This is a genomic window from Streptomyces endophytica (assembly GCF_026153355.1).
GTDB lineage: Bacteria > Actinomycetota > Actinomycetes > Streptomycetales > Streptomycetaceae > Streptomyces > Streptomyces endophytica.
Genome location: NZ_CP110636.1, coordinates 1289527 through 1313504 on the forward strand (window position 1 = coordinate 1289527; position 23978 = coordinate 1313504).

At 74.5% G+C, this 23978-nt stretch carries 18 protein-coding genes and 4 pseudogenes; 13 read left to right on the forward strand and 9 right to left on the reverse strand.

Annotated features, from left to right (window positions below; translation table 11 throughout):
- Nucleotides 1-266: 266 nt before the first annotated feature.
- The 4 genes and pseudogenes from OJ254_RS05770 (at nucleotide 267) to OJ254_RS05785 (ending at nucleotide 4005) form a co-directional block, all read left to right on the forward strand.
- Nucleotides 267-1705: pseudogene (locus OJ254_RS05770) on the forward strand (MFS transporter).
- A 134-nt stretch (nucleotides 1706-1839) separates the two neighbouring features.
- Entirely contained in the window at nucleotides 1840-2343 is a 504-nt protein-coding gene (locus tag OJ254_RS05775; protein ID WP_265361508.1) for a hypothetical protein, read from the forward strand.
- Nucleotides 2344-2348: 5 nt separating this feature from the next.
- On the forward strand, nucleotides 2349-3305 hold the full coding sequence (locus tag OJ254_RS05780; RefSeq protein WP_265365064.1) for a futalosine hydrolase: 957 nt from the start codon (nucleotides 2349-2351) through the stop codon (nucleotides 3303-3305).
- Nucleotides 3217-4005 (forward strand): 1,4-dihydroxy-6-naphtoate synthase, encoded by a 789-nt coding sequence (locus tag OJ254_RS05785; protein ID WP_265365065.1) that lies wholly within the window; start codon nucleotides 3217-3219, stop codon nucleotides 4003-4005. The genes OJ254_RS05780 and OJ254_RS05785 overlap by 89 nt, the downstream gene beginning before the upstream one ends.
- A 23-nt stretch (nucleotides 4006-4028) precedes the next feature.
- Here the strand turns inward: OJ254_RS05785 and OJ254_RS30925 are convergent.
- Nucleotides 4029-4411: pseudogene (locus tag OJ254_RS30925) on the reverse strand (cold-shock protein).
- A 193-nt stretch (nucleotides 4412-4604) separates the two neighbouring features.
- On the opposite strand from OJ254_RS30925, the gene OJ254_RS05795 reads away from it, so the two are divergent.
- Nucleotides 4605-4883, forward strand: a complete 279-nt coding sequence (locus OJ254_RS05795; protein WP_265361509.1) for a hypothetical protein — start codon at nucleotides 4605-4607, stop codon at nucleotides 4881-4883.
- On the opposite strand, the gene OJ254_RS05800 is transcribed toward OJ254_RS05795, so the two are convergent.
- Complete coding sequence (locus OJ254_RS05800; RefSeq protein WP_265361510.1) at nucleotides 4820-5485, reverse strand: HAD family hydrolase; 666 nt, start codon at nucleotides 5483-5485, stop codon at nucleotides 4820-4822. The two genes, OJ254_RS05795 and OJ254_RS05800, sit on opposite strands and share 64 nt — an antisense overlap.
- Before the next feature lie 143 nt (nucleotides 5486-5628).
- Nucleotides 5629-6873, reverse strand: coding sequence for a hypothetical protein (locus OJ254_RS05805; protein ID WP_265361511.1), 1245 nt, complete (start codon nucleotides 6871-6873; stop codon nucleotides 5629-5631).
- A 176-nt stretch (nucleotides 6874-7049) separates the two neighbouring features.
- On the opposite strand from OJ254_RS05805, the pseudogene OJ254_RS05810 reads away from it, so the two are divergent.
- Nucleotides 7050-9664: pseudogene (locus OJ254_RS05810) on the forward strand (helicase-associated domain-containing protein).
- 239 nt (nucleotides 9665-9903) lie between these two features.
- Nucleotides 9904-11556, forward strand: coding sequence for a DNA repair helicase XPB (locus OJ254_RS05815; protein WP_265361512.1), 1653 nt, complete (start codon nucleotides 9904-9906; stop codon nucleotides 11554-11556).
- Nucleotides 11557-11644: 88 nt separating this feature from the next.
- On the opposite strand, the pseudogene OJ254_RS05820 reads toward OJ254_RS05815, so the two are convergent.
- Nucleotides 11645-12867 (reverse strand): annotated as a pseudogene (locus OJ254_RS05820) (glycosyltransferase 87 family protein).
- 476 nt (nucleotides 12868-13343) lie between these two features.
- Entirely contained in the window at nucleotides 13344-13583 is a 240-nt protein-coding gene (locus OJ254_RS05825; protein ID WP_265361513.1) for a hypothetical protein, read from the reverse strand.
- Nucleotides 13584-13974: 391 nt separating this feature from the next.
- Between OJ254_RS05825 and OJ254_RS05830 the strand changes: the two genes are divergently transcribed.
- Nucleotides 13975-16050, forward strand: coding sequence for a HelD family protein (locus OJ254_RS05830; protein WP_265361514.1), 2076 nt, complete (start codon nucleotides 13975-13977; stop codon nucleotides 16048-16050).
- Between the two features lie 13 nt (nucleotides 16051-16063).
- On the opposite strand, the gene OJ254_RS05835 is transcribed toward OJ254_RS05830, so the two are convergent.
- On the reverse strand, nucleotides 16064-16543 hold the full coding sequence (locus tag OJ254_RS05835; RefSeq protein WP_265361515.1) for an ArsR/SmtB family transcription factor: 480 nt from the start codon (nucleotides 16541-16543) through the stop codon (nucleotides 16064-16066).
- 188 nt (nucleotides 16544-16731) lie between these two features.
- On the opposite strand from OJ254_RS05835, the gene OJ254_RS05840 reads away from it, so the two are divergent.
- Nucleotides 16732-17982 (forward strand): MFS transporter, encoded by a 1251-nt coding sequence (locus tag OJ254_RS05840; protein ID WP_265361516.1) that lies wholly within the window; start codon nucleotides 16732-16734, stop codon nucleotides 17980-17982.
- Between the two features lie 79 nt (nucleotides 17983-18061).
- On the opposite strand, the gene OJ254_RS05845 is transcribed toward OJ254_RS05840, so the two are convergent.
- Nucleotides 18062-18790, reverse strand: a complete 729-nt coding sequence (locus tag OJ254_RS05845) for a copper homeostasis protein CutC (protein WP_265361517.1) — start codon at nucleotides 18788-18790, stop codon at nucleotides 18062-18064.
- A gap of 118 nt (nucleotides 18791-18908) precedes the next feature.
- On the opposite strand from OJ254_RS05845, the gene OJ254_RS05850 reads away from it, so the two are divergent.
- Both OJ254_RS05850 and OJ254_RS05855 read left to right on the forward strand, forming a co-directional pair.
- Nucleotides 18909-19616 (forward strand): HD domain-containing protein, encoded by a 708-nt coding sequence (locus OJ254_RS05850; protein ID WP_265361518.1) that lies wholly within the window; start codon nucleotides 18909-18911, stop codon nucleotides 19614-19616.
- A 59-nt stretch (nucleotides 19617-19675) separates the two neighbouring features.
- Complete coding sequence (locus tag OJ254_RS05855) at nucleotides 19676-21019, forward strand: Cmx/CmrA family chloramphenicol efflux MFS transporter (RefSeq protein ID WP_265361519.1); 1344 nt, start codon at nucleotides 19676-19678, stop codon at nucleotides 21017-21019.
- 209 nt (nucleotides 21020-21228) lie between these two features.
- Here the strand turns inward: OJ254_RS05855 and OJ254_RS05860 are convergent, their stop codons facing one another.
- Entirely contained in the window at nucleotides 21229-21504 is a 276-nt protein-coding gene (locus OJ254_RS05860) for a DUF4031 domain-containing protein (protein ID WP_265361520.1), read from the reverse strand.
- Nucleotides 21505-21512: 8 nt separating this feature from the next.
- Entirely contained in the window at nucleotides 21513-21875 is a 363-nt protein-coding gene (locus OJ254_RS05865; RefSeq protein WP_261956202.1) for a hypothetical protein, read from the reverse strand.
- A 132-nt stretch (nucleotides 21876-22007) separates the two neighbouring features.
- Here OJ254_RS05865 and OJ254_RS05870 point away from each other — a divergent pair, with 132 nt between their 5' ends.
- Nucleotides 22008-22940, forward strand: a complete 933-nt coding sequence (locus OJ254_RS05870; RefSeq protein ID WP_423835840.1) for a MurR/RpiR family transcriptional regulator — start codon at nucleotides 22008-22010, stop codon at nucleotides 22938-22940.
- A gap of 56 nt (nucleotides 22941-22996) precedes the next feature.
- On the forward strand, nucleotides 22997-23944 hold the full coding sequence (murQ, locus tag OJ254_RS05875; protein WP_265361521.1) for an N-acetylmuramic acid 6-phosphate etherase: 948 nt from the start codon (nucleotides 22997-22999) through the stop codon (nucleotides 23942-23944).
- Nucleotides 23945-23978: the final 34 nt, after the last annotated feature.

Genomic DNA, 23978 nt, shown 5'->3' on the forward strand with positions numbered 1-23978 from the left:
GCCGGGGCGGGCGGAGCGGACCTGGGGACCGCGTCGACGTCCGCGCCCGATCGGTTCGGTCGAGCGCACCTCTTACAACCCATTCTGCGGGATCGCGGATCGCAATGAGACACGCGGCCAAAACCGACCGCCGGTGGCGCGCTAGACACGCTACCCCTTCAACCGTGTACGACTCCTCGGAGGGAGCGGCAATTGGCAGCGGGTGGCGGCGGCGGACCGGTGCGCCCCGCGCGGCAATAGGGAGGAACCGCCCCCTCCTGGGCGAGTTGGGGCACTATGGCCAGGTGGCTGCCGCGAGGGCGTCGAAGGTACGGAAGCCGCGCGCACCGACGCGCGGCGGGATCGGCGGCAGCCGGGGCCGGCGGGCCGCGCGGGCGGTCGGGCGGGCGCTGCACCGGCCGTTCACCGGCGCGGCCCGGGGCGTACGGCGGGCCACGCATGCGCACGGCGCGGGCGAGTCGGGGCTGGGCAAACTGATCGAGCTGCACGCGGTGAACTCCGCGGGCGACATGATGATCACCGTCGCGCTGGCGTCGACGGTGTTCTTCTCGGTGCCGACCCAGGAGGCGCGCGGTCGGGTGGCGCTGTATCTGGCGGTGACCATGGCGCCGTTCGCGCTGCTGGCGCCGGTGGTCGGGCCGCTGCTGGACCGGGTGCCGCACGGCCGGCGGGCGGCGATGGCCGGGTCGATGCTGGCCCGGGCGCTGCTGGCGGTGACGATGTCGGGGGCGGTGGCGACCGGGGGTCTGGAGCTGTATCCGGCGGCGCTGGGCGTGCTGGTGTCGTCGAAGGCGTACGGCGTGGTGCGCAGTGCGGTGGTGCCGCGGCTGCTGCCGCCGCGGATCTCGCTGGTGAAGGCCAACTCGCGGGTGACGCTGGCGGGGCTGCTGGCGACCGGGCTGGCCGCGCCGGCGGGTGCGGGGCTGCATCTGCTCGGGCCGGCGTGCCCGCTGTACGGGGCGTTCGTGGTGTTCGCGGTGGGCACGGTGCTGTCGTTCTCGCTGCCGCACAAGGTCGACTCGGCGAAGGGTGAGCGGCGGGCCCGGCTGGCGTCCCGGAACGGGCCGGTGGCGGGGGCGGCGGGGCGGGCGCCGAAGCCGGGGCTGCGGACGGTCGGGCCGTCCGTGCTGCACGGTCTGCAGGCGAACGCCGCGCTGCGGGCGCTCTCCGGTTTCCTGACGTTCTTCCTGGCCTTCCTGCTGCGCGAGCATCCGCTGGGCGCGCTGGGCGCGGCGGCGTCGCTGGGGCTGGTGGCGGTGGCGGCCGGGGTCGGCAACGCGCTGGGCACGGCGGTCGGGGCGTGGCTGCGGGCGCGCGGGCCGGAGCCGATCGTCGCGGCGGTGCTGGGGCTCGCGCTGTGCGCGACGGTGCTGGCGGCGGTGTTCTACCCGGTGCTGGCGGTGGTCGTGGTCCCCGCGGCGGCGGCGACCGCGGGGCTGTGCCAGGCGCTGGCGAAGCTGTCGCTGGACGCAATGATCCAGCGCGATGTGCCGGAGGAGGTGCGCACCTCGGCGTTCGCCCGGTCGGAGACGGCGCTGCAGTTGGCGTGGGTGGTGGGCGGGGCGCTCGGGATCGCGCTGCCGCTGGTCGGGTGGTGGGCATGGCGGTGGCCGCGGGCCTGGTGACGGCGGGTGCGGCGCTGTCCGTGCGGGGGCTGTTGCAGGCGGCGCGGCGGGGCGGTACGCCGACGCCGCGGGTGGCCTGAGCGCGGGCGGGACGGACCGTGGGGGGCGTCTTCCCGGTCGGGCGGGCGTGATCGGCGGGTCCCCCTGGGGGCGTGCCGCGCGGCACGCCGTACCCGGGGGTGGCGTGGGCCGGAGCGCCAGATAGCCTGCCCGTATGACCGCTGCGTTGATCTCCTGGGGCAAGGGCCGCCGCGCCGCTGCCGCCATCGGTGCCGTGTCCCTGGGTCTGGTGACCCTCTCCGCCTGCGAGAAGCCGACCGCGCTCGCGACCGTGACCGTCGGTTCGTCGACGGTGACGGCCGAGGCCACCCCCGGCTGCGACGGCAACGGCAAGGAACTGTCCCGGAAGGCCGTGGCCGCCTGCATCACCAAGAAGGGCGGCAAGACGATCACCGTGCACCCGGGTGAGAAGGTGCGCGTGGGCGTGGACCCGGACGTCGCCAAGTCCGGCTGGATCGTCATCGGCGCCGGCCCCGTGATGCGCGAGCCGAGCAAGCAGACGTACCGCAGCTTCGACGCGGACACGCTGTTCATGCAGCAGAACCCGCAGACCGGTCAGACGACGTACACCAAGGACGTCACCCTGCAGGTCGCCGAGCTCCACGAGGGCGACGGCCCCACGACGATGTGGCACTTCACGCTCAAGCAGAAGGACTGAGCCCGCTGAGCGCGCCGAGCGCCGCCGGCCGGCCGCCGCGGGTGCTGGCCGTCACCGCGGTGGCCGCCGAGCGCGACGCGGTGTGCGCCGCGGCGGAGTGCGGCGCGCCGGCCGTGCTGCCGGGCGGCTACGAGCTGTGCCGGGCGGACGGCGGGCCGGTGGCGTTGGACGTGCTGGCCGCGGGGGTCGGACCGGCCGCCGCGGCCGCCGGGACGGCCACCGCGCTGACCGCCGCGGCGCTCGCCGGGCAGCCGTACGACCTGGTGGTCTCGGCCGGTATCGGCGGCGGCTGGGCGCCCCGTGCGCCGCTGGGCGCGGTGGTGGTCGCGGAGGCGATCGTCGCGGCCGATCTGGGCGCCGAGACCCCGGACGGCTTCGTTCCGGTCACCGATCTGGGCTTCGGGACGGTGCTGCACCGCCCCGACCCGGCGCTGGTGAAGGCCCTCGCGGCGGCGGCCGGCGCGGTCACCGGCACCGTCGTCACGGTCTCCACGGTCACCGGCAGCGCCGCCCGCGCCACCGAGCTGGCTCGGCGTCACCCGGGGGTGCTGGCCGAGGCGATGGAGGGCTTCGGGGTCGCGGAGGCGGCCGCCGCGCACGGCGTGCCCGTGCTGGAGGTCCGGGCCGTCTCCAACGCCGTCGGCCCGCGCGACCGGGCCGCCTGGCGCATCGGGGCCGCGCTGACCGCGCTGACCGGCGCCTTCCGTACGCTTCCCGGAGCCCTGGTGGCCACCGCCGGGCCGGCTCCGGATCCTCCCCCACGCTCGACTTCGCTCACGCGGGGGGACCCCACGTCCCTGAGGAGGGCCCGTGACCCGGCCGCTGAACATCGCGTACTCGCCGTGCCCGAACGACACCTTCGTCTTCGACGCGCTGGCGCACGGCCGGGTCCCGGACGCGCCGGAGCTCGCGGTCACCTTCGCCGACATCGACCTCACCAACGGCATGGCCGAGCGCGGTGAGTTCGACGTGCTGAAGGTGTCGTACGCGGTGCTGCCCTGGGTGCTCGACGACTACGCGCTGCTGCCCTGCGGCGGGGCGCTGGGGCGCGGCTGCGGGCCGCTGGTGCTGACCCGCGCGCAGGGCTCGGGCGCGGACCTGACGGGCAGGACGGTGGCGGTGCCCAGCGAGCGGTCGACGGCGTACCTGCTGTTCCGGCTGTGGGCGGCGGCCGAGGTGCCGGGCGGGGTCGGGGAGATCGTGGTGCTGCCGTTCCACGAGATCATGCCGGCCGTGCGGGACGGCAAGGTCGACGCCGGTCTGGTCATCCACGAGGCCCGTTTCACGTACCAGGACTACGGGCTGGTGTGCCTGGCGGACATGGGTGAGCACTGGGAGCAGACGACCGGGCTGCCGATCCCGCTCGGCGCGATCATCGCCAAGCGGTCGCTGGGCGAGCGGGTGTTGCGGGAGCTCGCGGCGGCGATCCGGACGTCGGTGCTGATGGCCTGGGACGACCCGGAGGCGTCCCGTCCGTATGTCCTGGAGCACGCCCAGGAGATGGATCCGAAGGTGGCCGACCAGCACATCGGGCTCTACGTCAACGAGTTCACCGCCGACCTCGGTGAGGACGGCTATGCCGCGGTGCGCGGGCTGCTCACCCGCGCCGCGGCCGAGGGGCTGGTGCCGCCCCTCGGCCGCGATGCGCTGCGTTTCGTATGAGGTGTGCCGGGCGCTCCCCCGGGTCAGACGTCCAGCTGGTCGGCGACCGCCCGCAGCATGCCGGCGATCTTGGCTCCGTGCACCTTGTCGGGTAGCGGCCGCGCTCCAGCTGCTGGGTGACGTTCTCCAGGAGCGTGGTGAGGTCCTGGACGATCGAGGCGAGTTCGTCGGGCTTGCGGCGCTGGGCGGCGGCCACCGAGGGCGCGGGGTCGAGGAGTGTCACCGTCAGCGCCTGGTCGCCGCGCTGGCCCGCGACCACGCCGAATTCGACGCGCTGGCCGGGCTTGAGTGCGGCTACACCGTCGGGCAGCACCGACGAGTGCACGAAGACGTCACCGCCGTCGTCGCGGGAGAGAAAGCCGAAGCCCTTCTCGCTGTTGAACCACTTGACCTTGCCGGTAGGCACGTCTGTCCTCGTCCTCGTACTCGTTGGAAAAAGCTTGGGCTGGTCCGCCGCGGAAGCGCGGAAGAAAAACGGTCTGGATAGCAATGCAGCGGGCCGCAGGACCCGCCACACCCAAGGCTAATGGTCCCCGGTCGGTGACAAGACGCCGCCGGGTGGATCCTCTGTGCTTCCGGTGCGGACTTACCCTGGTCAGGTGTCTGACGAAACGCCCCGCGCAGGGGATCTGCTGGTCCGAATCGGCGCGATCATGTTCCTAGTTGGCGCGCTGGCCACTCTCGCCACGGTGACGCCGCTGTTCCTCGGGACCACGCCGCTGCCATGGGGTTTCTACTGGCTGTGCATGCTGATGGGCGCCGGCTTCCTGGTGGCCGCGAGCGGAGTGGTCCGTTCCGCGGTGGTGCAGCGGCGTCAGGCGGTGGCGGCCGCCGAAGGCTCCGTGCCGTCCGCGCCCTCCGCGCCCTCGGCGACGTAACGCGCCAGCCAGGACGGGAACTCCGTCAGGTCACCGAGCAGCACATCGGCGCCGGCCGCCCGCAGCTCCGCCGCGTCGCACGGCCCGGTGGCCACGGCCACCGACAGCGCCTCGGCGGTGTGCGCGCCGCGCACGTCTCCGGTGTGGTCGCCGACGTAGACCCGGGCGTCGTGGTCGCGCAGCGCCTCGGCCTTGGCCTCCGCCCACAGCGAGCCGATCACCGCGTCCGGTGCGAGGCCCAGGTGTGCCAGGTGCAGCTTGGCGTTCGGCTCGTACTTGGCGGTCACCACGATGGCCCGGCCGCCGGCCGCCTGCACCGCGGCGATGGCCTCGTGCGCGCCGGGCAGCGCGGGGGTGGAGGCGATCGCGTACTCCGGGTACAGCGCCCGGTACAGGGCACTGATCTCGGCCACCCGCTCCGCGGGGAACCAGCGGCGGATCTCCTCCTCCAGCGGCGGACCGAGCCGGGTCACCGCGGCCTCGGCGTCGACAGGGGTGCCGGTCCGGGCGGACAGCTCCTCGTACGCGGCCTTGATGCCGGGCCGGGAGTCGATCAGCGTCATGTCGAGGTCGAATCCGACCGTCAGGGGGTAGGCAGCCATGCCCGCCATTGTGCCGGGAGGTCCGCGGGGACCGGACGGTGGCTCCGCTCGGCCCTGCCTTACCTGTGACGGGCCGCGGCGGGCCCGGCGGGTGGGTCCCCGGAGGGGGCCCGGGCCGGCGGGCCGCCGCCCAGGGGCACCCGCTACCGGGCCGCCCGCCGCATCCGCCACAGCAGGAACAGCGCCGAGGCGACCGCCGCGACCCGCACCACACCCGGCAGCGCGGCCATCAGCTCCTGGCCCAGCCGGCCCTGCGCGATCGGCTCGCCCCACCGCCCGTCGAACCGGCCCCACAGCCACACCAGCAGACCGCCGACGACGGTCCCGGGCACCCCGAGCGCCGCGAACTTGGCCTCGGCCGGGCTGAGCCGCCGCGACACATAGGCCAGTGCCCAGCCGCCCGCCAGCGCGAGCCACGACCCCAGCACCGCCCCGGCCACCAGGAGGACCACCGCCAGCGCCGGCACCGGACTGAGCCAGGCCCGCAGCGGCACCGGCCGGACGGCCTCCACCGCCTCCACCGCCTCCCCGTCGCCGCCCGCGCCCTCGTCCGCACCGCCGCCCGCACCGCCTTTGACCCGGGCCCGGGCGGTCTCCCCGTCCGCGTCGCCGTCCGCCTCCGTGCCGTCCTTCCGCAGCGACGACGGCCGCCCGGCGGAGTCGCCCTTCGGGTGCTGCCACATCTCCGGGATCTCGATCCCGCCCACGAAACCGGGCACGGTGTCCCCCGGCCCGTACGGCCCGGGCTCCACCCGCCACCAGTCGGGCGCGTCCTGCGCGTCACCCAGCTCGTCCGCGCCGGCGAGGTGCGGCGGCAGCCCGACGGACGGCGCGGACTCCGGCTCACCGGCGCGCGGGCCCGGCACCTTGCCGGACGCCGGTCCCTTACCGAACCCCGCCCCCTTGGTGAAGAGACCACACCTGCCGGAACCCGGCCGGTCGCCGTTCCGGGGCGCGCCGCCGCCGGTCGCCCTCCCGTGCCCGTTCGCCGCGCCGTCCCCCTCCGCCGCCCGCTCCTCCGCCGCCCGGTCCTCCGCCCGGTCCTTCGGCGCCGCCTTGGCGAGCAGCCCGTCGCGCCAGGCCGTCAGCGCGCCGAGCCGGTCGCGGGCGGCGGACCGGGCGGGCGGGGCGGGCGGGGCCGGCTCCGGCCGCGGGGTCCCGGCCGCCGCCGGGGCGCCGCCGGCGGCCTCGACCAGCGCCTCCGGCGTGCCCAGCCGGGCCAGCAGCCGCTTGGTGCCCACCACCGAGTCGGCCCTCTGCGCCTCGATCTCCGTCCGGAGCCCCGACACCAGCCGCATCCGCGCGGCCGGGGGCAGGCCCCGCTGCTGGGCCAGGTCACCGACCCGGCTCAGATAGTCAAAGACGAGCTGCTCACTCTCGATCCCCACGAAATCCCCTGCGGCGTCCGCTGGTTGCTGCCCCGACGGTACCGCGCCGGCCGCCGCCCGGCCCGGAGCGGCGGCGGGGCGCCGGCGGATCCGCCGCGAGCCGCCCGGCGCCGGATCCTCCGGTACCCGCCGCCGCTCCCTGCCCCTCCCCCGTTCACCCCGCTAACGTTGTACGAATGACCACCGATACCCCCCGGACCCTCGCCGAGGAGCTGCGGACCCGTAGTGACGGCGGGCTCGTCGGGCTGCTGCGGGCCCGGCCCGATCTGCTCAGCCCGGTGCCGGGCGACGTCACCCAGCTGGCGACCCGGGCCGGGACCCGGGCATCGGTGGTGCGTGCGGTGGAGCGGCTCGACCGGTTCGCGCTGCAGACCGCGGAGGCGCTGGCGGTGGCACCCGACCCGTGCCCGTACGACACGCTGGCCGCCCTGATGGGCGGGACGCCGGGGACGAGGCGGTGGCCGCCGCGCTGCCCGCGGCCGTCGCCGAGCTGCGCGGGCAGGCCCTGGTGTGGGGGCCGGACGACCGGCTGCGGCTGGTGCGCACGGCCCGGGAGCTGCTGGCGCCCGGCGCCACGCGGCCCTCACCGACCGGACTGGGCCCGACCGTCGCCGAGGCCGCCGCCGGGATGTCGCCCGGGCGGCTGCAGGAGATCCTGGCCGCGGCCGGGCTGCCCACCACCCACGACCCGGTCTCCGCGGTCGCCGCGCTGACCGGGCTGTTCCGCGACCGGGAGCGGATGGCGGCGCTGCTGGACACCGCGCCGGCCGAGTCCGTCGCCGTCCTCGACAAGCTGCTGTGGGGCCCGCCGTACGGCGCGGTCACCGACCGCCCGGCCCCCATCTGCAGTGGCTGCTCGACCGCGGTCTGCTGCTCCCGGCGGGCGCCCGCAACGTCGTCCTGCCGCGGGAGGCGGCGCTCCATCTGCGCGGCGGGCGCGCGCACCACGACCCGGAGCCGCTGCCGCCGGCGCTCACGCCCACGACGGAACGTGATCCACAGCTTGTGGACAACGCCGCGGCGAGCCAGGCGTTCACCGCCCTGGCGACCGTCGAGGAACTGCTCAAGGAGTGGGACCTGGGCGGCCCGTCCGTGCTGCGCGCCGGCGGGATGAGCGTGCGCGACCTCAAGCGCACCGCCACCGCCCTGGACACCACCGAACGGCTCGCCGCCTTCTGGCTCGAACTCGCCTACGCGGCCGGGCTGATCGCCTCCGACGGCGAGGCCGACGAACGGTACGCCGCCACCCCGGCCGCCGAGGAGTGGCGGCAGCTGCCCGATCACGAGCGGTGGGCGGTGCTGGCGGCCGGCTGGCTGACCGCGACCCGCACCTCGGGCGTGGTCGGCACCGCCGACGCGAAGGGCCGCGCACTCGCCGCCCTCGGACCGCACCTGGACCGCTCCCCGGCCCCGAGGTCCGCCGCCGCGCCCTCACCCTGCTCGCCACGCTGCCGCCCGGTACGTCCGTACCGGCGACGACGGTGCTGTCCCGGCTGCGCTGGGAACGTCCGCTGCGCGGGGCGGCAGCGACGGCGGGCGGCACCGCGGGACCGACGGCGGGCAGCGCCGCGGCATCGGCGGCCGGCGGCACTGCGGCAGCGGCGGGCGGGGCCGCCGAGCCCGGGCCCGCCGGCGCCGACGACCTCCGCTCGCGCCTGGCCCAATGGGCCCTGGAGGAGGCCGAGTTGCTGGGCGTCACCGGGCGCGGCGCGCTCGCCGCCCACGGCCGGGTCCTGATCGGCGCGGAGCAGACAGCCGGGGGCGGGGTGACACCCGGGGACGAGGTCGCATCCGGAGCCGCCGTGACATCCGGGACCGGGTGGCATCCGGGGCCGAGGCCGGTGCCGCGGCGACCCGCGCCGCCGCCCTGCTCGCCCCCCTCCTCCCCGAACCCCTCGACCACGTCCTCCTCCAGGCGGACCTGACCGCGGTCGCCCCCGGCCCGCTGCAGCGCCCGCTCGCCGAGGCACTGGACGTCCTCGCGGACATCGAGTCCAAGGGCGGTGCCACGGTCTACCGCTTCACCCCGGCCTCGGTCCGCCGCGCCCTCGACGCCGGCCGGTCCGCCGCCGAACTGAAGGACTTCCTCAGCAGCCACTCCCGCACGCCGGTCCCCCAGCCGCTCGCCTACCTCGTCGACGACGTGGCCCGTAAGCACGGCCGGCTGCGGATCGGCGCGGCCGCCGCCTACGTCCGCTGCGACGACGACGCGCTGCTCTCCGAGATCCTCGCCGACCGGCGCGCCGCCGGGCTCCGCCTGCGCCGGCTCGCCCCGACCGTGCTCGCCGCCCAGACCGCGCCCGAGCAACTCCTCGACGGACTGCGGGCGATGGGCTACGCCCCGGCCGCCGAGTCCGCCGCCGGCGACGTGCTGATCGCCCGCGCCGACTCGTACCGCACCCCGCCGCGCACCGCCCCGGCCCCCGTCCCGGACGGCCCGCCGTCGCCCGACCGCACCCTCCTGGAGGCGGCGGTGCGCGCCATCCGCGCCGGCGACCTCGCCGCCACGGCGGAACGCAAGCCGGTGCACGCCCCCGCCCCGGCCCCCGGCACATTCCCGCGCACCACCTCCGCCGAGACCCTCGCCACCATGCAGGCCGCGGTGCTCACCAGCTCGGCCCTGTGGATCGGCTACGTCAACGCGGACGGTGCCGCCAGCCAGCGGGTGATCGCCCCGGTGCGGGTGGAGGGCGGCTTCGTGACGGCGTACGACCACACCGCCGACGAGGTGCGCACCTATCCGCTGCACCGGATCACCGGGGTCGCGGAACTGGCGGACGACGTGGTGTGAGCCGCGGCGCGGGGGGGGGGGGGGGTGTGAGCCGCGGCGCGGGGCGCGGTGCGGGAGGCCGGGCGCCTCCTCGTGACGCCGCCTCGTGGCGCCGCCCGGCCGGAGTGCCATCGCCACCGGTGCCGCCCCGCCCCGCTCCGGCCCTCCCTCGCTTCCCCGCCGATGGGGCACACTGGAGATTTGGCCGTACCGGACGCTCCCGTCCCCGGGCCGCACACCGAACGGAAAGGGCGAGGCGCGTGAACGGACCCCTCATCGTCCAGAGCGACAAGACGCTGCTGCTGGAGGTGGACCACGAGCTGGCGGACGCCTGCCGGCGGGCCATCGCGCCCTTCGCCGAGCTGGAGCGGGCGCCGGAGCACATCCACACGTACCGGGTGACGCCGCTGGGGCTCTGGAACGCGCGGGCCGCCGGGCACGACGCCGAGCAGGTCGTGGACGCGCTGGTGCAGTACTCCCGGTACCCGGTGCCGCACGCGCTGCTCGTCGACGTCGCCGAGACGATGGCCCGCTACGGCCGGCTCACGCTGATCAAGCACCCCACGCACGGGCTGGTGCTGACCACCACCGACCGCCCGGTGCTGGAGGAGATCCTCCGCTCCAAGAAGGTGCAGCCGCTGGTCGGCGCCCGGCTGGACCCGGACAGCGTGGTCGTCCACCCCTCCGAGCGCGGCCAGATCAAGCAGACGCTGCTCAAGCTGGGCTGGCCCGCCGAGGACCTCGCCGGTTACGTCGACGGTGAGGCGCACCCGATCGAGCTGCGCGAGGACGGCTGGGCGCTGCGGCCGTACCAGCAGCAGGCCGTCGAGGGCTTCTGGCACGGCGGCTCGGGCGTCGTCGTCCTGCCGTGCGGCGCGGGCAAGACGCTGGTCGGGGCGGGCGCCATGGCACAGGCCAAGGCCACCACGCTCATCCTCGTGACCAATACGGTCTCGGCACGGCAGTGGAAGCACGAACTGGTCCGCCGCACCTCGCTGACCGAGGAGGAGATCGGTGAGTACAGCGGGACGCGGAAGGAGATCCGGCCGGTCACCATCGCCACGTACCAGGTGCTGACGACCAAGCGGAAGGGCGTCTACCCGCACCTGGAGCTGTTCGACTCCCGGGACTGGGGCCTGATCGTCTACGACGAGGTGCACCTGCTGCCCGCGCCGGTCTTCAAGTTCACCGCCGACCTGCAGGCCCGGCGCCGGCTGGGGCTGACCGCGACGCTGGTGCGCGAGGACGGCCGGGAGTCGGACGTCTTCTCCCTGATCGGCCCGAAGCGGTTCGACGCCCCCTGGAAGGAGATCGAGGCGCAGGGCTACATCGCCCCGGCCGACTGCGTCGAGGTACGGGTCAACCTCACCGAGACGGAACGGCTGGCGTACGCCACCGCCGAGACCGAGGAGAAGTACCGCTTCTGCGCCACCACGGCCAGCAAGCAGTACGTGACCGAGGCCCTGGTCCGCCGCCATCAGGGCGACCAGACCCTGGTCATCGGGCAGTACATCGACCAGCTGGACGAACTGGGCGAGCATCTGAACGCCCCGGTGATCAAGGGCGAGACCACCAACGCGCAGCGGGAGAAGCTCTTCGACGCGTTCCGGCAGGGCGAGATCTCCGTACTGGTCGTCTCCAAGGTCGCGAACTTCTCCATCGACCTGCCCGAGGCGACCGTCGCGATCCAGGTGTCCGGCACCTTCGGCTCCCGCCAGGAGGAGGCCCAGCGGCTCGGCCGGGTGCTCCGCCCGAAGGCCGACGGCCACGAGGCGCGCTTCTACTCCGTCGTCGCCCGCGACACCATCGACCAGGACTTCGCCGCCCACCGCCAGCGCTTCCTGGCCGAGCAGGGCTACGCGTACCGGATCGTCGACGCGGACGAACTGCTGGCGGCGGACGAGGACGCGTAGGCGGCGGTGACGGGGGGCGGGGACACGGAGGAAGCGCCCCGCGGCGGACCCGTCAGGCATGTCCCGGGGACGCCCGCCCGGCCCGGGCTCACGCGGTGCGGGTCCGGGCGGTCAGGTCCTGGTCGGTGCGCGGGGACGGGATACGGCGGGGCCCGGCCACCCCGGACTTCCCCGGCACTCCCGGCTCTCCCGGCGCGCTCGCCGTATGCCGGGTCCACCAGATCAGGGCGGCCAGCAGCGCCAGCCCGAGCAGGGGGTACGGCGCGGCGAGCGGCTGCTGCCACCAGGAGAAGTGCAGATCCAGGTCACCGTGGTGCGGCACGATCCACATCGTGCGGGCCGTGAAGGCGAGGGTGACGGCGACCAGCAGGGCGCGCCGCCAGGGGTGGCGCCGGACGCGGGCGGCGAGGCCGATCAGCAGCGGTACGCACCAGACCCAGTGGTGCGACCAGCTGATCGGCGAGACCAGCAGCGCCGTCACGGCCGTACACAGCACGCCCCAGGTGTCGAGGCCGCGGCGCAGATAGACCCGGCGTGCGGCGTAGAGCCCGGCTGCCGCGGTCAGCAACGCCGGCACCGCCCACAGCAGCCCCGGTGCGGGGTTGTGCAGAACGCGGCTGATCAGGCCCTGGAGGGACTGGTTGTCGACGATCCAGACCTTGCCCACCCGGTCGGTCTCGAACATCCGCCGGGTCCAGAACTCGACGCTGGCGTCCGGCAGCACCAGCCAGCCCAGCAGCACCGAGACCAGGAACCCGGCGAGGGCGGTGAAGGCGGCCTTCACCCGGCCGGTGATCAGGAGGTAGACGGCGAAGATCGCGGGGGTGAGCTTGATGCCCGCCGCGATTCCGGTGGCGAACCCCTTGCCGCGGGCGCCGTCCGGACGGGCCAGGTCCCAGAGGACCAGGCAGGTCAGGGCGAGGTTGACCTGCCCGAAGACGAACGTCTGGAAGACCGGTTCGAGCCAGAGGCCGAGCGCGGTGGCGGCCAGAACGGCCGGCACGGTGTGCGCGGCCCGGCGCACTCCGGCGGCCCGGCAGGAGAGGTGGATCAGCAGGGCGAGCAGCCCGGCGTTGACGAGCACGCAGACGATCTTGAGGGTGCCGAGGGAGAGCCAGGTCGTCGGGATGAAGAGCAGGGCGGCGAAGGGCGGGTAGGTGGCCGGGAGGTCCCACTTGGTGACCGTGAAGCCGTAGAGATCACCGCCGCTCGCGGCGGCCTCCCCTCGGCCCGGTAGACCGCTATGTCGGACATCGGCAGCGGCTGCACCTCGTAGAGCACCCACAGCCCGACGAACGAGACGAGCAACAGGGCGGCGGCGTAGAGGAGGTGGCGGGTGGGGGCGGAGGTGAGAAGGGTGCTGGTGCGGCTGGGTCTCTTGTCGGTGGGGTGGGGTTGGGTCTCTTGCCGGTGGGGGTGGTGGAGGTGGGGCGGAGTTGGTGGAGGTGGGGCTGGGGGGCGGGGTTTCGTCGGTTCTGGTTCGGGGGCCCTCCCCCTCCCCTCCCCCTCCCCCTTCGTTGCGGTCTCTTCGCTCTCCGTCCGCATGCCGTCGGCGGAAGACACCCCGTGGACCCCTCTCGTCGCCTCGCCTCGTCGTCGTGAGCGCGCACTCCGCGCCGACGCTAGTGGATCGGGACCGGCAGGCCGTAACGGTTTCCGGTCATCCGGATGTTGTCGCGGCGTCGGCCAGGATCGATCCCGGGCAGGGCCGGCCCCGGCCGGGGCTCAACCCACATGGCCGGTCCCAGGGACCTGAGCCCATGTGCTCCGTGCTCGGCCCACGGGGCTCAGCCCCCGCCCCGGCGGTCGTCCGCGTACTCGCCGAGGACGGCGACGCTGAAGGCCGCGGCGGCGAAAACCCTTATCGCGCGAAGGGCGTTGCCCACGAGGTGTCGGTGCCCGGAAGCCGAGGCGGCACCGGCGGCCCGGGCGGCGCGGGCCGGGGCGCCCTTGGCCGGGTGGAGAGGGGCGGAGGCGAGGGAGGAGAGGGACGGGACGGATGCGGGTGGGATCGTTGCGCTGGTCATGGGTCCATGATGAATTTCACGCGATTGCCGCACATCGGTCCACGGATCGATCCTTGGGGGGTCTGGCGTCAGTCTCCAGACCCACTCCGACCCCTACGGGAGACCCACAGTTGTAGGGGTCGTCAACCCGGGGTACGGCGCGGACCGCCTGCGGCCCCGGCGCGGCCCCGACCCCGCCGATAATTCGTTGGCGCCGCCATCCACCCCTGACTAAAATCGCGCGTCTTCCTGCCTCCCGCCGAGGAGTGCCGCCGACCGGTCGGAAACCGGCCGGCCTCCGCTTCACGCCGCTGACCCGCGCATCGCATGACCTGCGCTACGCACCGACACCGGCCCGCCGCGCCCGCGACCACGGCGCGCCCGCCGCAGTACCGCCACCGGAGGCAACGCCGTGCCCTCGCACGCCCACGACCTGTCCGACGACGAGCCCCTCCAGCGCGAACGCGCCCATCTCGCCGCTTCCCGCGCCGCGCTCCGCGCCATGCGCGCCGACGCCGAGTCACTGAACATCGCGGACGTCACCGCGAACTGGGTCAACGCCGAGGTGCTCCAGGGCGAGATCGAAGCCCGGATCAAGGCGCTCGCTGATCTCTCCCACACCCCGCTGTTCTTCGGCCGCCTCGACTACCTCCACGCCCCGGGCCTCGACCTCGCCGAGGGGGCGGACGGGGAGAACTTCTACATCGGCCGGCGGCACGTCCACGACGCCGACGGTGACCCGATGGTCATCGACTGGCGCGCGCCCGTCTCCCAGCCGTTCTACCGGGCCTCCAAGAAGGACCCGATGGACCTCAGGCTGCGCCGCCGCTTCGGTTACACCGGTGGCGAGTTGACCGCCTACGAGGACGAGCACCTCACCGACCCGGCAGAGCTGGAGCGGACCAGCCGGCTCCTGCAGTCGGAGATCGAGCGGCCGCGCGTCGGCCCGATGCGGGACATCGTCGCGACGATCCAGCCCGAGCAGGACGAGATCGTGCGCGCCGGCATCGCCGGTTCGGTGTGTGTGCAGGGGGCGCCGGGCACCGGAAAGACGGCGGTCGGTCTGCACCGGGTGGCGTATCTGCTGTACGCGCACCGCGAGCGGCTGGCGCGGGCCGGCACCCTCGTCATCGGGCCGAACCGTTCCTTCCTGCAGTACATCGAGCAGGTGCTGCCGGCGCTGGGTGAGCTGGAGGTCAAGCAGGCCACGGTCGACGACCTGGTGGGGCACGTCGAGGTGCGGGGTACGGACGAGGCGGCCGCGGCGACGGTCAAGGGCGATGCGCGGCTGGCGGAGGTCCTGCGGCGGGCCGTCCGCTCGCACATCACGCTGCCGCAGGAGCCCTGCGTGGTGGTCCGCGGCTCCCGCCGCTGGCGCGTACCGGCGTACGAACTCCAGGAGATCGTGGAGGAGTTGATGGCGCGCGACATCCGTTACGGCGCGGCCCGCGAGGCGCTTCCGCAGCGGATCGCGCACGCCGTCCTGGTGCGGATGGAGCAGGCCGGGGAGGCGCCGGACGACCGGGTGCAGAACGCGGTGGCCCGGAACGCGGCCGTGAAGGCCGTGGTCAAGGAGGTCTGGCCGCCGGTCGATCCGGCGAAGCTGGTGCTGCGGCTGCTGGGCGACGCCGAGTTCCTCGCCGAGCAGGCCGAGGGGATCCTGTCGCCCGAGGAGCAGAAGACGATCCTGTGGGCCAAGCCGGCGCGCAGTGTGAAGAGCGCCAAGTGGTCGGCGGCGGATGCGGTGTTGATCGACGAGGCGACGGACCTGGTGGAGCGCACGCATTCGCTCGGCCATGTGGTGCTGGACGAGGCGCAGGACCTCTCCCCGATGCAGTACCGGGCGGTCGGCCGGCGCTGCACGACGGGTTCGGTGACGATCCTCGGCGACATCGCCCAGGGGACGACGCCGTGGGCGACCGACACCTGGGAGGAGGCGCTGGCCCATCTGGGCAAGCCGGGGGCGGCGGTCGAGGAGCTCACGCAGGGCTTCCGGGTGCCGCGCGAGGTGATCGCGTACGCGTCCCGGCTGCTGCCGGCGATCGCGCCGGATCTGACGGAGGCGACCTCGATCCGTGAGTCGGCGGGCGATTTCGCGATCCGTCGGGTCGAGGTCGGGGAGCTGACCGCGGCGACCCTCACGGCCTGCGACGATGCGCTGACGAAGGAGGGCTCGATCGGCCTGATCGCGGCGGAGGCCCGCATTCCGGAGCTGCGTGCGGCCCTGGAGGCGGTCGGGGTGACCCCGCTGTCCCCGGGTGCGGAGACCTCGGCCGGGTCCCGGCTGACGCTGGTGCCGGCCACGCTCGCCAAGGGTCTGGAGTACGACTACGTGGTGCTGGACGAGCCGGCCGCGATCGTCGACGGCGAACCGGACGAGCGGACCGGCCTGCGCCGCCTGTACGTCTGCCTGACCCGTCCGGTCTCCGGCCTGACGGTGGTCCACTCGGCTCCGCTGCCGGAGCAGCTGACGGACGGGCCGGTCTGAGAGGGCATCTGATCTAGATAGCAGGTAGTTCGGGATGAGCCGCCCGACGGCCGGCCCGGCGGCGATCCGCCGGGGCCGGCCACCGCGGTACCGGCCGGCCTGGGCGCCTCCCGGTCAGGCCCCGCCGCCGCCCGGCCCAACAGGTCCTCCCCTCGACGGAGTTGAGCAGTGCGTCCAGGAGGCCGGGGAAGCGCGCGTCGAGGTCGGCGCGGCGTAGTTGCACATAGCGGTTGCGGCCGACGACCCAGGTGGAGGTGATCCCGGCCTCGCGCATGGTCCGCATGTGGTGCGAGACGGTCGACTTGTGCAGATGGCCGAGGCCGAGCCGTTCCGACGAGCAGTCGTACTGCTGCCCGCTCGCGTAGATCCGCAGCAGATGCAGCCGGGTCGGGTCCCCGAGCGCGTGCAGCACCTTCACCAGCTGGATGTCCTCGGTCTCCGGCTGCGCCAGCAGCGCGCCGTCCCCGCCGTCCGTACCGACGCCACTCTCCACGGCCGTCCGGCCTCCTTCCGTCGCTCGCTCACGCCCCACTGTATTTCCCCGCGGAAACTGTTTGACATCCGCCAAACAATCCATATTGTTTGACGTACATCAAACACACCGCACCCGCGTCCCAATGAGGTGCGGCTGCTGCGTAGTTGCGCCTCACCTCGTCCCCGCTCATACCGGGAAGGACACCCGTGCGTCTCCGCCTGCTCCTGCTCGCCCTCGGCACCTTCGCCATGGGCACCGATTCCATGGTGATGGCCGGCATCCTCGGACTGATCGCCCGTGACCTGGGCGTTTCCGTACCGGCCGCCGGCCAGATGGTCACCGTCTTCGCCCTCTCCTACGCCGTGCTCGCCCCCGTGCTCGCCACCGCCGCCGCCCGGTGGCCGCGCCGCCGCGTGCTGCTGACCGCGCTCACCGTCTTCACCGCCGCCAACGCGCTGAGCGCCCTGGCGCCCAACTACCCCCTCCTGCTGGCCACTCGGGTGCTGGCCGCGGCCGGCGCCGCCCTGTACACCCCGACCGCCAACGCCGTGGCCACCACGCTCGTACCCGCCGAGCGGCGCGGCCGGGCGCTGGCGACCGTGCTCGGCGGCATGACGGTGGCCACCGCGCTCGGCGTCCCGCTCGGCACCTACATCGGGCGGACGGACTGGCGGCTGACCATGTGGCTGGTGGTCGCACTGGGCGCCGCGGCGTTCCTGGGCCTCGCCCTGCTGCTGCGCGACCTGCCGGCGCCGGCCACCGCGCCCGGGCTGCGCGCCCGCCTCGCACCGCTGCGCAACGGCAGCGTGCTGGCCGCCGCGGCCAGCACGCTGGTGTTCTTCCTGGCCATCAACACGGTCTACATCTATCTCGGCACGGCGGTACGCCCGGCCACCGGAGGCGATGCGGGCCGGCTCAGCCTGATCATGCTGGTGTCCGGTCTCGCCTCGATCGCGGGCAGCTGGCTGGGCGGCCGCGCGGTCGACCGGCTGGGCGTCCGGGCCGTGCTGCTCGCCGGCGGTTCACTGGCCGCCCTCGCCTTCCTCGCGCTGCCCTGGATCGCGGCGACGATGCCCGGCGCGCTGGCTTACGCGGCACTCTCGCCGCTCGCCGGATGGGCGGTCGCGGTGGCGCTGCCGCACCGTCTCGCCTCTCTGGACCCGCCCAACGCGCCGCTGCTGATCTCCCTCAACAGCAGCGCGCTCTACCTCGGCATGGCCACCGCGGGCGGCGTCGGCAGCCTCGCCCTCACCGTGCTCGGCGACCGCTGGTTCCCGCTCGCCTCGACCGCACTGAGCCTGGTGGCGGTCGTCCTGGCCGCGGTCACGACCCGCCGGCGCCCGGCCGGGGCGGCCGGCACGGCCGGCATGGCTGGCCCGGCCGGCCCGGCCGTGTCCGCTTCGCTCCCCAGTTCCGCCCTCGTATCGGAGGCGGGGGCTCCGGCGGCACGCTCCTGAGGGGCCGCGGCCGCAAGGGATACGCCCCTGGGCAGCACGCCCGTGGGGAGAGGTGCATCCGTGCACCCCGCCCCTCCGGTCACCCCAGCGGAACCGGTCGCTCCGCCTCCTGGTCCAGCGCCTCGCGCCACCGCCGTACCGCGGCCGCGTCGACCGGTGCGGACCAGCCGTCGGGGCGGGCGGCGCCGCCGATGTGGAAGGCGTCGAGGCCGGCCGCCCGCAGCGCCGGGACGTGGTCGAGGCCGAGGCCGCCGCCCACCAGGATGCGCGGCGCGTACCCGGGCTCGCCCGCGGCCGTACGCGCCTGTTCGGCCACCAGGACCGCCCGCCCGGCCGCCACGCCCTGGGGATCACCGGCGGTCAGATAGGTGTCGAGCCCGGCGCTCGTCATGCCGGCCAGCTCCTTGCGCAGCGCGTCCCGGTCGGCGGCCCGGTCGATGGCGCGGTGGAAGGTCCAGGAGCAGCCGTCGATCACGTCGGCCAGCGCCGTCACCGCGGCGAGGTCCGGCCGCCCGTCCGGCGTCAGGAACCCGAGGACGAACTCCTCGGCCCCCGCCTCCCGCAGGGCCGCGGCCCGGCCGCAGAGCGCCGGGAGATCGCCGGCCGCGAACCCGTCGGCGGACCGCAGCATCACCCGCAGCGGCAGATCGACCGCCGCCCGGATCGCCGCGAAGGTGGCCGTCGCGGGCGTGAGCCCGTCGGCCGCCATGTCGGTGACGAGCTCCAGGCGGTCGGCACCGCCTTCCTGGGCGGCGACCGCGTCCTGCGGGCCGAGCGCGATCACCTCCAGGAGCGCGCGCTTGCTCATATGACCCCAATCCTTCGGCGACAAGTGGCGCGGAGCCCTGCGTCCGCACACCACCCAACAGGTCTAGTCCAATATTCCCAGCCTACGGGGTCGCCAGGCGCAAGGCACAATGATTCGCATGACGTCCGTGTCCCGTACGGCAGGCAGCACCATCGACCCGGTACCGGAGCTGCGCACGCGCTGGGCCGCCACGGTCGCCGCGGCCCGCGGCACGAGGAGGTCCGCCGCGCCCGGAGGCCCCCCGGCCCCCGACCCCGCCCCGTATGCGGACAACCTGCTCTCCCGTTGGAGCGAGCCGCAGCGGCGGTACCACACCGTCGCCCACCTGGCCGCGGTCCTCGACCGGATCGACGAACTCGCCGAGCACGCCGACGACGTACCCGTCGTCCAGTTGGCGGCGTGGTTCCACGACGCGGTCTACCGGCCGGACCGCTCGGAGAACGAGGAGCGCAGCGCGGCCCTGGCCGAGCGGGCACTGCCCGAACTGGGCGTCGGCGCGGCCCGTACGGCCGAGGTGGCCCGGCTGGTGCGGCTCACCGTCACCCACGACCCGGCGCCCGACGACCCGGACGGCGAGGTGCTGTGTGACGCCGATCTCGCGGTGCTCGCCGGTTCGCCCGACGCGTACGCCGCCTACGCCGCCTCGGTCCGTGACGAGTACGCCTTCGTGCCCGACGCGGACTTCGCGGCCGGCCGCTCCGCCGTACTGCGCCAACTCCTGGCGCTGCCACGCCTGTTCAGGACCCCGCAGGGCTACGACCGGTGGGAACACCTCGCCCGCCGCAACCTGGCCACCGAGCTGGACCTGCTGTCCGGCGGCGGCTGACCGGAAGGGCGGCACCGGCGACGGGAATGTAAGGCGTCCTATCGCTGTTAGTAGCTGACATGCCAGCTCCCGCACCGTCCGACCGTGCCCGCCTGCCCGTCGCCGTCTACATCCTCGGCCTCTCCGTCTTCGCCCTCGGCACGTCCGAGTTCATGCTGTCCGGGATCCTCCAGCCGCTGGCCCGTGATCTGCGGGTCTCCATTCCGCAGGCCGGGCTCCTGGTGTCGGCCTTCGCGATCGGCATGGTGGTGGGCGCGCCCGTGCTCGCCGCGGCCACCCTCCGCCTGCCGCGCCGTACGACGCTGATCGCGCTGCTCGCGGTCTTCGGTCTCGGCCAGGTGGCGGGCGCGCTGGCCCCGTCGTACGGCGTGCTGTTCGCTTCCCGGGTGGTCAGCGCGCTCGCCTGCGCGGGCTTCTGGGCGGTCGGTGCGGCGGTGGCGGTCTCGCTGGTCCCGGTGACCGCGCGGGCCCGGGCGATGGCCGTGATGGTCGGCGGGCTGAGCATCGCCAACATCGCGGGTGTCCCGGCCGGCGCCCTGCTCGGGCAGCACGCCGGGTGGCGGGCGGCCTTCTGGGCCGTGGCCGGGCTCGCCGCGGTGGGGCTGCTGGGCGTGGTCGCGCTGGTGCCGCGGACGAGCGTGCCGACCGGCGACGACCGCCCGCAGCTGCGCCGCGAGCTGACCATCTACAAGGACAAGCAGGTGTGGCTGGCGCTGACCGCGACGGCCATGAACGCCGCCGCGGTCTTCGCGCTGTTCTCCTACCTCTCGCCGCTGCTGACCGACACCGCCGGGCTCGCCGAGAGCTGGGTGCCCACGGTGCTGGCACTGTTCGGCGTCGGCGCGCTGATCGGCACCTTCATCGGCGGCCGGATCGCCGATGCCCATCTCTTCGGGACGCTCTTCGGCGGCATCTCCGCGTCCACGGTCGTCCTGGCCGTACTGGCGCTGACCGCCCACAGCCCGGTGGCCGCGATCGCGCTGTCGCTGATGCTCGGGGTGACCGCGTTCACCACGGCCCCGGCCCTGAACGCGCGGATGTTCAACGTGGCGAACGCCGCGCCCACGCTGGCCGGTGCGACCACCACCGCCGCCTTCAACATCGGCAACACCGTCGGCCCCTGGCTCGGCGGCCTGGCCATCGGCGCCGGCTGGGGCTACCCGTCCGTGGCCTGGACCGGTGCGGTGCTGGCCGCGGTCGCGGTCCTCACCACCGCCGTCGCCTTCCGGCTGCACCGCACGACGAACCGCTCGCGGCTGATCGCGTCGTCCGGAACGGCGGGCACGACGGGCACCGCGGGCACGACGGGCACCGCGGGCACGACGGGCACCGCGGGCACGACCGGCACGGCGGGCGCGGCGGCCGTCACGACGACCGCGTCGGAGACCGCGAAGCAGCTCTAGGGACGGCGAAGCGGCTCCAGGGACGGCGAAGCGGCTCCAGGCAGGGCGAAACAGCCCAGATACCGCAAGGCAACTCGGGAGACCGCGAGAAAACGCCCGACCTCTGTGACAACGGCCCGGCGCACCGACAGGCGCGCCGGGCCGCGTCCATGCGGCTCGCGTCCGTACGGGTCATGTCCACACGGCTCGCGTCCCTACAGGTCACGTCCCTACGGCAGGCGCGCCGGCCGGTGCTTGGGCCGGCGCAGGCCGGCGGCCGTCAGCCGGCGCAGCAGTTCCTTGCTGCCGACCTCCACGGCCCCGGCGCGCACCGCATCGTCGTACCGCTCGGCCGGCAGGTCGTAGTGGTCGCGCTCGAAGGCGCCCCGGGGCACGCCGATGCTCGCGGCGAAGGCGTGCAGCTCGGCGAAGGACACATCACTGACCAGGTGCGACCACATACGGCCGTGCCCCGGCCATATCGGCGGGTCTATGTAGATCGCCAACGGCCACCTCAGCCTTCCGCCGGGGCACGGAGCCGGCCGACGCGGGCGACCGCGACCGCCGTCTTGGGGCAGACCCAGTGCGGGTCGGGCCCCAACTCCGGCTCCACATCGAGGGCATGGGGGTCGCCCGACTCCGTACACACCGGGCACAGCGGCCAGCGGCCGTACCGCTCCAGGAGGGCGTCCTGGACGTCCTGCGCTATCAGTCCCGCGACGAACGCCGCGCCTTCAGGCCATTGCTCCACCCACCACCGGCGGTGGACGACCGCGTCCTCCACGAGCGAGACGATGTCGGCGTCGGCCACCTCGTCCGCCATCAGGTCGGCGAGCACCAGCGCCCGCGCGGCGTGCAATGCCTGTTCCAGCTCCATGCCCCCCATTGTCTCCCGCGCGCCGGACGCCGCTCGACGTTGTCCACAGGCCCGGCGGCGGAGGCCGCGCGTTGTCCACAGCCCTCGCGGAGGGGATTGACGCAACGCCGCTGATGAAATTACTTTTCAAGCGTGAGCAGCAGCCTGAAGGAAACTTTCAAGGGCGTGGCCGTCGAGACCCGACCGGCCCCGGCCCCACCCGCCCCCGCGGCGCTGGCCGCCAAGGTCCGCACCCTCGCGCCGACGATGACCCGCTCCATGCAGCGGGTCGCCGAGACCGTCGCGAGCGACCCGGCCGGCTGCGCCGCACTGACCGTCACCGGCCTCGCGGAGCGCACCGGCACCAGCGAAGCCACCGTCGTACGCACGTCGAGGCTGCTCGGCTATCCGGGCTACCGCGACCTCCGACTGGCGCTCGCCGCGCTCGCCGCGCAGCAGGCGGCCGGCGGCGCGCCCGCGGTGACGGCCGACATAGCGGTCGACGACTCCCTGGTCGACGTCGTCGCCAAGCTGGCCCAGGAAGAGCAGCAGTGCCTGGCCGACACCGCGGCCGCGCTGGACGTCAGCCAGCTCGAAGCGGCGGTCGCCGCGCTCGCGTCCGCCCGCCGGATCGATGTGTACGGCATCGGCGCGTCCAACCTCGTCGGCCAGGACCTCGCCCAGAAGCTGCTGCGCATCGGCCTGATCGCGCATGCGCACGCCGACCCCCACCTCGCGGTGACGAACGCCGTGCAGATGCGGACCGGTGACGTCGCCCTCGCGATCACCCACTCCGGCCGCACCACCGACGTCATAGAGCCGCTGCGGGTGGCCTTCGACCACGGCGCGACGACGATCGCCATCACCGGCCGCCCGGACGGCGAGATCGCCGCGTACGCCGACCACATCCTGACCACCTCCACCGCGCGCGAGAGCGAGCTGCGCCCGGCCGCGATGTCCTCCCGGACGAGCCAACTGCTGGTCGTGGACTGCCTGTTCATAGGCGTCGCGCAGCGGACGTACGAAACCGCCGCCCCCGCCCTCTCCGCCTCCTACGAGGCGCTGGCCCACCGCCACCAGCCCTGACCGCCGCCCGCCGCACGGGGGCGGTGTGCGCCCGACCCGGAAAGAGCCGCCGAGCCATGACCTCCACCGCCGACCACCCCCACTACGCCGATCTGCGCGCCGAGTTGGACGGCCTCACCACCGAGGCGTTCCGTCCCGACCTCGCCGAGATCGACCGCCGCGCCACCCTCGACATCGCCCGCACGATGAACGACGAGGACGCCACCGTCCCCGCCGCGGTCGCCCGGCGGCTCCCCGAGATCGCCGCCGCCATCGACGCCACCGCCGCCCGGATGGCCCGTGGCGGCCGGCTGGTCTACGCCGGCGCCGGCACGGCCGGCCGGCTCGGGGTGCTGGACGCCAGCGAATGCCCGCCGACCTTCAACACCGACCCCTCCGAGGTCCTCGGCCTGATCGCCGGCGGCCCGTCCGCGCTGGTCACGGCCGTCGAAGGGGCCGAGGACAGCAAGGAGTTCGCGGCCGAGGACCTGACCGCGATCGGGCTGACCGAGCGGGACACCGTCGTCGGCGTCTCGGCCTCCGGCCGCACCCCGTACGCGGTCGGCGCGGTCGAGCACGCCCGGGCCCGCGGCGCGCTGACCATCGGCCTGTCCTGCAACGCCGGTTCGGCCCTGGCCGCGGCCGCCGAGCACGGCATCGAGATCGTCGTCGGCCCCGAGCTGCTGACCGGCTCGACCCGGCTCAAGGCGGGCACCGCGCAGAAGCTCGTGCTCAACATGCTCTCGACCATCACCATGATCCGGCTGGGCAAGACCTACGGGAATCTGATGGTCGACGTCCGCGCCTCCAACGACAAGCTGCGGGCCCGCTCGCGGCGGATCGTCGCGCTCGCCACCGGCGCCACCGACGCCGAGATCGAGACCGCGCTGGCCATAACGGACGGCGAGGTGAAGAACGCCATCCTCACCCTGCTCGCCGGCGTCGACGGCCCGGCCGCCGCCCGCCTCCTCGCCGCCTCCGACGGCCACCTGCGCGCGGCCCTGGAAGCAGCCCGAGCCCGCTGACCCCGCCCCGGTTCGTCCGCACAGCAAGGCACCG